6 protein-coding genes are annotated in these 8,844 nt (G+C 67.0%); 1 reads left to right on the top strand and 5 read right to left on the bottom strand.

Going from position 1 to position 8,844, the window contains the following annotated elements; all coding sequences use genetic code 11:
- A partial coding sequence (locus tag G3N93_RS28195) for an alpha/beta fold hydrolase (protein WP_206134434.1) occupies positions 1–611 on the top strand: 611 nt, incomplete at its 5' end.
- A 45-nt stretch (positions 612–656) separates the two neighbouring features.
- Here G3N93_RS28195 and G3N93_RS28190 read toward each other — a convergent pair.
- From G3N93_RS28190 to G3N93_RS28170, 5 genes are all read right to left on the bottom strand, one after another.
- Entirely contained in the window at positions 657–1,070 is a 414-nt protein-coding gene (locus G3N93_RS28190) for an SgcJ/EcaC family oxidoreductase (protein ID WP_206134433.1), read from the bottom strand.
- Between the two features lie 112 nt (positions 1,071–1,182).
- Positions 1,183–1,971, bottom strand: a complete 789-nt coding sequence (locus G3N93_RS28185) for an IclR family transcriptional regulator (protein ID WP_174933286.1) — start codon at positions 1,969–1,971, stop codon at positions 1,183–1,185.
- Positions 1,972–1,978: 7 nt separating this feature from the next.
- Positions 1,979–2,815, bottom strand: a complete 837-nt coding sequence (locus G3N93_RS28180) for an IclR family transcriptional regulator (RefSeq protein WP_041492639.1) — start codon at positions 2,813–2,815, stop codon at positions 1,979–1,981.
- Positions 2,816–3,331: 516 nt separating this feature from the next.
- Entirely contained in the window at positions 3,332–4,390 is a 1,059-nt protein-coding gene (locus G3N93_RS28175) for an LLM class flavin-dependent oxidoreductase (RefSeq protein ID WP_206134432.1), read from the bottom strand.
- Positions 4,391–4,941: 551 nt separating this feature from the next.
- On the bottom strand, positions 4,942–8,460 hold the full coding sequence (locus G3N93_RS28170; protein WP_206134431.1) for a pyruvate carboxylase: 3,519 nt from the start codon (positions 8,458–8,460) through the stop codon (positions 4,942–4,944).
- Between the last annotated feature and the right edge of the window lie 384 nt (positions 8,461–8,844).

The raw sequence follows: 8,844 nt of genomic DNA, 5'->3' as shown, positions 1-8,844 counted from the left end.
TCGTCCGCGATCTGCGCCAGCTCGTCGCCACGCTCGGCGGGCGTCGCCCCGCGCTGATCGGCGCATCGCTGGGCGGCGGCACGGGCCTCGTCGCGATCGGCGAGCACCAGGTCGACGCGCGCGCGCTGATCCTCGTCGACATCGTGCCGTACACCGAGCCGACCGGCGTCGCACGCATCCGCACCTTCATGGCGCAGAACGCCGACGGCTTCGGCTCGCTCGACGAAGTCGCCGATGCGATCGGCCGCTACCGTTCGAACCGCACGCGCCCGGGCAATCCGGCCGGCCTGTCGAAGAATGTCCGGCTCGGCGACGACGGCCGCTATCACTGGCACTGGGACCCGCAATTCCTGGCCCGCACGATCGACCTGCCGTCGCGTCACACCCGCTTCTCGGCCTGCGCACGCAACCTGACGCTGCCCACGCTGCTGGTGCGCGGCGGCAGTTCGGACGTGGTCAGCGAAGCAGGCGTGCGCGAGTTTCTCGAACTCTGCCCGCACGCGGAATACGTGAACGTCGCCGCCGCGGGCCACATGGTCGCCGGCGATCGCAACGACGTGTTCGGTGAAGCCGCCGAGGCGTTCCTGATGCGTCACGTCAACGCCGCTTGAGTTGCGGCCGATGCGGCACGCACCGCATCGGCCATGCGCGTCAGTTCAGATCGGCGGCGTCTCGGGCGACGTCGAGAAATGATGCTGGCGGATCTTCCATTCGCCCGCCTGCGACGCGATCACGAGCGTCGTGCGCAACCGCGAGCGCGACGTATTGCCGTCGCCGAGCACGAACGCGAATTCGCCGTACCCTTGCGCGAGAAAGCAGTCGTCGCCGAACCGGATGAAGTGTTGCTCCACCAGTTCCAGCGTCGCCGACCGGATCACGCCGACGTACGACGCGAAGTACGCGTGAATCGCGTCAGACCCGGTCGAGTGCCCGGGCCGGCCGCCGAAGAACAACGCGTCGGCCGTATAGACGCCGGCCAGCGCGTCCGGATTCCAGTTTTGCGCAGCCGCGTTCCACGCGGCCTGCACGATCGCCAGCGCGGGGCCGGGAACGTCGTTCACTCCAACCATCGTCCACTTCTCCTCGTGTCGGAAACGCCGAATACGTCAAAGTAACTACCATTAGTTAGATGATTGCACACCATCGCGCATGCTGCCGGTGCGCGACCTCATGACATGCGCATCAAGGCTCGCAGTCGATATCGCTCAGGATCACGGACAGCGTTTCCGCCGCCGTCTTCAGTTCGGGCGCGACGCGCTGGCGGATCGCCGCCATGTCCGGCTCCAGTTCCACCGCGCCGCAATTCAGCGCCATCAGCGTGCGGGTCCGGCCGACCACGATCGGCACCGCGACGCCATACGCATTGCGCTGATATTCGCCCACCGACATGCAGACGCCCGTCTGCCGCAGATCCTCGAACGCCGCCTCGAGGTTCTCGCGCACCGTGCCCGCATCGTCGCCGGCCGCTTCGAGCAGCGCGGCGATCAGCGGCTCGCGCATCGCGTCCGGCAGCGCGTACAGATACGCGCGCCCGACCGCGGTCGACGCCATCGGCAACAGCGACCCGACGCCCAGGCGCAGCGTGGCGATCCGGGCGCTCGCGCGCCACGCGATGTAGACCATGTCGAGTCGATGCGGGACGGCCAGCGCAACCGACAGGTTCAGCTTGTCGGCGAGCTTCTGCATCACCGGCGTGACGAGGCGCGTGACGGGATTCGCTTCGAGATACGCGTGGCCGATGCTCAATGCACCGGCGCTGAGTTCGAACTGGCGCCCGCCGCCCACCCGGCGCAGATAGCCGATCGAGATCAGCGTCGTCGTCAGGCGGGACACCGTGGCTTTCGGCAGTCCGGTGCGCCGCACCAGCTCCGCGTTGGACAACGGCGCGCGGGCCGCGCGAAAGGCGTGGAGCACTTCGAGCCCGCGTTCGACGGTCAGCGTGACGCCTTGTTGCTTGTCGGTCGTGTTCATGTTCGCTTCAGTCGATCACGACTGCCTGCTCCTGCAAGTGCTGCGCGGCCGCCACGAGCCGCGGCCCGAGTTCCCGTTCGACCCGCGCGCGCCCCAGCCGCGCGCTGCGGCCGATGCAGGCCAGCACGAGCGGCGTGTGATCCTGGACGACCAGCGGCACGGCGAGAATCGTGAGATCCGGCTCCCATTCGCCGAGCGACATGCAGTAGCCGACGTTGTGCACCTGGGAAATGCCCTCGCTGATGCGGCGGCGCAGGTTGGGCCAGTCGCGCCCCGTCTTGCGTTCGATGTTGCCGAGCAGGTAGAAGCGCTCGAGTTCCGGCAATGCCGCCAGCAGCGCCCAGCCCATCGGCGACGATGCGATGCGCAACCGCGTGCCCGCGTGCAGCTTGAGATCGACCGACGCCGGCTTGCCCGCGCACGTTTCCAGCACGATCACGTCGAGACGGTCGCGCGTGCCGAGCATCACATAGGTTTCGTTCGCGTTCGCGAACGCCTGCATTTCGAGGCGGGCCAGCAGTTGAACGTTGGAATGCGCGATCGCCGCATAGCCGAGCGACAGCACGGGGGCCGCCAGCCGGTACTTGCGACGCTGCGGCGAATAGTGAAGGTAGCCGAGCGCGACGAGCGAGCGCACCATCCGCGACACCGTCGGCGCCGGAATGCCCGTTTCGCTCACGAGTTCCTGATTGCCGAGCCACGGCGCATGCGGCGAAAACGCGGCCAGTATCGCCAGGCTGCGCGCGAGCGGCACGACCATCGCGCGGGACGCGTGCCCGCCGTCCTGGCTCTCACCGTCTCCGATCGACGCGTCGTGCCAATTCGCGTCTTCCTGCGCTGACATGCGCGGCGCTGCCCGGGTTGCCTGCGGCGACATCGATTGCTCCGTTTGTCTCGATTCGGCTCTGAAAGCGGCCATGAACTGCGTGAACCGGTTGCTCGCAACGTGCGGCCATCCGATGTCTTGCATTACACGAGCCAACCGGAGTCGAGTCAAAGTGTAGCGACGATATGTTCCGTACTTTGGAATGACGGCTGAAATGATGATAGCGGGCTTCGGGCACAGGATCGGGCTTGGGCGACCTGTTCGAGACGGAACGCATGTGCCGGGAGCGATCGAAGTACGGAACATGGCACCGATTCCGTCGGTGTCGGCGATCGATCGACGCCCTTGCGCGTTACGCGGTTGGTTGAGCCCGCCCGCGCGATCGCCCGCGAACGATGCGTACCGGACGTCCGGTCAATCGATCGCCGCCGCGGCCGGCTCGCGCGACAGGACGCGGTACGCGTGCGAATGATGAAGTCGACGCGGGCCGGCGCGGCGTTCGCCCCCGGTCGCGATCTGCATACGCGCCGCCGCTCAGGCCGCAGCCTGTTCGCGCTGATCGGCGGGACGCCAGCCGAGTGCCGGTGCGATGCGCGTCATGACATCGTCGAGAATCTGCAGATAATTCTCGAACGGCAGGTTGTAGGGCAGTTCGACGCGCAGTTCCCGCACCTGTCCGACCACCGGATCGGCCAGCAGCCGCTCCAGGATTTCATCCGACGTGCCGACGAGATCCGGCGCGTACAGCGTGCGCCGCTCGCCCTGTGGCGCCAGCGTGCGGGCATGACGTGCGTCCGCAAACGCGCGATAGCGTTCGCGCTCTTTCGCGCTCGCGCCGTCGGTCGGGACGATCACGCGCCCCAGCGAGATACGCGGCGCGTGGGCTTCATGCCAATGGTCGCGATACAACTCCAGTTGCCGCAACTGCGCGTCGAGATAGCTGTCGGTGCCCTCGCCCGTGGTCACGTTGGCGATCAGCAGGTTGAAGCCGTTCCGGGCGGCCCATTCGGCCGACCGCGTAGACCCGGCGCCGTACCAGAGCCGCCCCGTCAAGCCGGGTGCAAAGGGGCTCACGCGCGGCCGGACCTTGCCTGCGGCGGATTCCACGAACGTGTCTTCGTCACCGAGCCAGTCGCCGGCGAGATTGCGGCGCAGCCGGGCCAGACGCGCATGCGAGAAGTCGACCAGGTCCGGATCGGTGTCGAACAGGCGTTCGCCCAGCAGCGCCCCGTGAATCGGCGCACCTGCGCTGAGTCCGACATTGAGGCGCCCGCGCGACAGCACGTCGACGGTGGCGAGATCCTCGGCCAGCCGGAACGGATTCTCGTATCCCATCTGGATGACCGCCGTGCCCAATCCGATCCGCGTCGTGCGCTGGCTCGCCGCCGCGAGAAACGTGGTGGCCGACGAGACGGCGCGCTCGAGATGGCGTTGCCTTATCCAGGCACCGTCGTAGCCGAGCGCCTCGCCCGCGTGGAACAGGTCGAGCGCCCGCTCGAACCCCTCCGCTGCGTCTTCGCCGGAGTAATTTCCCGTTGTCAGGAAGGCAATTTGATCAATGCGTACGTTGCTCACTTTCTTGTCCTTCGTCATTGGCCCGGGTTGTCATGAAGAAGCGTCGAGAAGCGTCGGATGGGCAGCCATTTCAGATGCGTTTTCGATTATGGAGAACGTGCGACTGCCGCGTTTCGGTCATTTCTCATATCGATATGACGCGCATATCGAAACGGATAGCGGGCGCACAAATAACGCAATACGCGATTGATGCGGAACAGTTCGACGGGCACTCGAACCGGATCACGGAGAGGAGGTGACGGCGCGGAAACGTGCGGCGGAGAGGTTCGGCGCGGTGGGCACGCCATCGAGAGAGCGGCCGGTCGACCTGACGGCGAGTGCTGCATGTCAGGATCGACCCGTTGACGCTAGAGCAGGATTCTTAGAATGTTGATGGCGCGAGTGGTAACAGCTCCGCGCGGGAGCCGTTACCACCCGGCTTTGGGGAAAATAACCGAACAACGCGCACCGCACAACTCGCTACGTGCCGGCACGCCTCCCTGCCTTTCAGGTATGCCGCAATCATCCGTGCGTCACTGCACGTCACCCTTGCACGCGATCAGTCGCAATCACCGTGCAGTCGGCACACCTCAGTCCGCTCCCTTCAGCTCGATCAGCAGATCCTTTGCCGCAACCCGCTCACCCGGCTTCACGTGCACGGCCGCGATTTCGCAGTCGCGCTCCGCCGCGATGTGCGTTTCCATCTTCATCGCCTCGAGCGCGATCAGCGTCGTGCCGGCCGTCACGCGCTGCCCCGGCTGCACGGCCACCGTCACCACCGAGCCCGGCATCGGCGCGGCAATGTGCAGCGGATTGGCCGGATCGGCACGCTGCAGCCCGTGCCGCTCCTTGCCCGCGTGAACGACGGTCTTCTGCTCGACGAGCGCCGAGCGCGACTGGCCGTTCAGCTCGAACTGCACCTTCACGATGCCGTCCTGCGCATCCGCATGCTGGCCCTGCAGCGACACCAGCAGCGTCTTGCCCGGCGAGATGTCGATCGCCACCTCCTCCTGCGGCTGCAGCCCGTACAGGAACGCCGGCGTCGGCACCACGGACGTGTCGCTGTACGCGCGAACGTGCGCGTAGTAGTCGATCGTCTGCTTCGGATACATCAGGTACGACGCCAGTTGCCGATCGTCGAGCGGCTGCTCGCAGGCGGCCTCGGCCTGCACGCGCGCCGCGTCGAGATCGACCGGCGGAATCTGGTCGCCCGGGCGATACGGCGCCGGCGGCTCGCCCTTGAGCACCTTGCGCGACAGCGCCGCCGGGAAGCCGTCCGGCGGGAAGCCGAGCTCGCCCTTGAACAGCGACACGACCGACTCGGGGAACGCGATGTCCTTGTCCGGGTTGCGCACGTCGTCCACGCCGAGATCGTTCGCGACCATCATCAGCGCGAGGTCGCCGACCACCTTCGACGTCGGCGTAACCTTCACGATGTCGCCGAACAGCCGGTTCACGTCCGCATACGCACGCGACACCTCGGTCCAGCGATGATCGATGCCGAGCGAGCGCGCCTGCTCGCGCAGGTTCGTGTACTGGCCGCCGGGCATCTCGTGGCGATAGACGTCGGCCGTGCCCGCGCGGATCTCCGATTCGAACGGCGCGTAGTAGCGGCGCACGCCTTCCCAGTACATCGATGCTTCGTGCAGGCGATCGGCGTTCAGGCCCGGATCGCGCGCACCGCCGGCCAGCGCCGCCGCGATGCTCGACAGGTTCGGCTGCGACGTGAGCCCGCTCATCGCGTCGAGCGCGCCATCCACCGCGTCGCAGCCCGCTTCGACCGCTGCGAGCACCGACGCCGCGGCGATGCCGCTCGTGTCGTGCGTATGGAAATGCACGGGCAGCCCGGTTTCTTCCTTCAGCGCCTTCACGAGCGTCGCGACGGCCTGCGGACGGCAGATGCCGGCCATGTCCTTGATGCCGAGCACGTGCACGCCGGCCTTCTGCAATTCGCGCGCGATGCCGACGTAGTACTTGAGGTCGTACTTCGAGCGCGACGGGTCGAACAGGTCGCCGGTGTAGCAGATCGCGCCTTCGCACAGCATCCCGCTCTCGCCCACCGCATCGATCGCCACGCGCATGTTGCGCACCCAGTTCAGCGAATCGAACACGCGGAACAAATCGACGCCCGCGCTCGCGGCCTGCTGCACGAAGAAGCGCACGACGTTGTCCGCGTAGTTCGTATAGCCTACCGCGTTCGAGCCGCGCAGCAGCATCTGGAACAGGATGTTCGGCACGCGTTCGCGCAGCAGCGCGAGCCGCTCCCACGGGTCTTCCTTCAGGAACCGCAGCGCGACGTCGAAGGTCGCGCCGCCCCAGCATTCGAGCGAGAACAGCTGCGACAGCTCGCGTGCGTAGAACGGCGCGATCGGCAGCATGTCGGCCGTGCGCATGCGCGTCGCGAACAGCGACTGGTGCGCATCGCGCATCGTCGTGTCGGTCAGCAGCACCTGCTTCTGGTCGAGCATCCACTGCGAGAACTTCTCCGGCCCAAGCTCGCGCAGACGATCGCGCGTGCCGACCGGGATCGCCGCCGTCGTATCGATCTTCGGCAGCACCGGCTTCTGCAGCGGCAGCGCCGGCAGCGTGCGGCCGCTCATCTCGGCGTTGCCGTTTACGTTCAACTCGCCGAGATAGCGCAGCAGCTTCGTCGCGCGGTCGCCGCGCTTCGCGAATTCGAGCAGTTCAGGTGTCCTGTCGATGAAGCGCGTCGTCACCTCGCCCGCGATGAAGGCCGGATGGTTGATCACGTTCTCGAGGAACTGCAGGTTCGACGTGACGCCGCGAATCCGGAACTCGCGCAGCGCGCGATCCATCCGGTGAATCGATTCGGCCGCGGTCGGCGCCCACGTCGTGACCTTCACGAGCAGCGAGTCGTAGTACGGCGTGATCACCGCGCCGCCGTACGCCGTGCCCGCATCGAGCCGCACGCCGAAGCCGGCCGCGCTGCGATAGGCGGTGAGCCGCCCGTAATCGGGCAGGAAGTCGTTCTCCGGATCCTCGGTCGTGATCCGGCATTGCAGCGCGTTGCCGTTCAGCGGAATCGCGTGCTGTTCCGGCACGCCGGCCGCACGTTCGACAAGCGTGCCGGCGCCGTCAATGACATCGTCGGAAAGACCGATCCGCCCGCCTTCCGTGATGCGGATCTGCGCCTTCACGATGTCGATCCCGGTGATCATCTCGGTCACCGTGTGCTCGACCTGGATGCGCGGATTCACTTCGATGAAGTAGAACTGGCCGGTGTCGGCATCCATCAGGAACTCGACGGTGCCCGCATGCGTGTAGCCGACCGCACGCATCAGGCGCAGCGCGGACTCGCACAGCGCTTGCCGGCCGTCTCGATCAAGGTACGGCGCGGGTGCGCGCTCGACCACTTTCTGGTTGCGCCGCTGCACCGTGCAGTCGCGCTCGTACAGGTGCACGACCGTGCCGTGCGTATCGCCGAGCACCTGCACCTCGACGTGGCGCGCGTTGCGCACGAGCTTCTCGACGTACACCTCGTCGTTGCCGAACGCGGCCAGCGCCTCGCGCCGCGCGACGGGCAGCAGCGTCTCGAGGTCGCGCTCGTTCTCGAGCACGCGCATCCCGCGCCCGCCGCCGCCCCAGCTCGCCTTCAGCATCAGCGGGTAGCCGACTTCGGCGGCCAGCGCCTTGCATGCGGCGAGATCGTCCGGCAACGGCGCAGTCGCGGGCATCACCGGCACGCCGGCGGCGATCGCCGCGTTGCGCGCGGCCACCTTGTTGCCGAGCGTGCGCATCACGTCGGGCGACGGGCCGATCCAGCGGATCCCCGCATCGATCACGGCCTGCGCGAACTCGGGGTTCTCGGACAGGAAGCCGTAGCCGGGGTGGATCGCGTCGACGTTGGCCTGCCGTGCAACGCGCAGGATGTCGTCGATGTCGAGATACGCGGCAAGCGGCTTGCGGCCTTCGCCGATCAGGTAGCTCTCGTCCGCCTTGAAGCGATGCAGCGCCAGGCGGTCTTCCTTCGAATAGATCGCCACCGTGCGGATGTTCAGCTCGGCGGCGGCACGCATCACGCGAATCGAGATTTCCGAGCGGTTCGCGATCAGGATGGACTGGATGGGGGTTGGAGTCACGGCAGCCATGAATCGTTGAAGGTTGAATGAAACCTGTCGACGCGATCCACCCGCCGCCAGATCAAGTTGCCGGTCGGTGCGCGGAGCGCGCCGGCGTTCGCTTTGCATCGGGCCCGCTTGCGGCCACCTGCATTGTTGCCACACTTTCCGGCAGCCGCAATCGGCATCGCGACGGCGAATGGTATTCAGACGACCGGTCGCGAGCCGGCGCGCGGGCGCGTGCGGCCCGCCGACCGGCGCTCGGCCGGTGTGCGGCGAATCGGGCCGTGTCAGGTGTGGTGAATTAAGGGCCCGAAACGAGCCCGATCCGGATCAGTCGCGCTGATCGAAAAGCGGCGCGTGATCCATCCAGTCGTAGTGGGCGCTGCCGGTCGCCCAGGCCCAGTTCACGTC

Source organism: Burkholderia sp. Se-20378, from assembly GCF_017104665.1.
Lineage (GTDB): Bacteria > Pseudomonadota > Gammaproteobacteria > Burkholderiales > Burkholderiaceae > Burkholderia > Burkholderia lata.
Note: the sequence above shows the minus strand (reverse complement) of the source record. Positions and strands in the feature narration are given on the sequence as shown.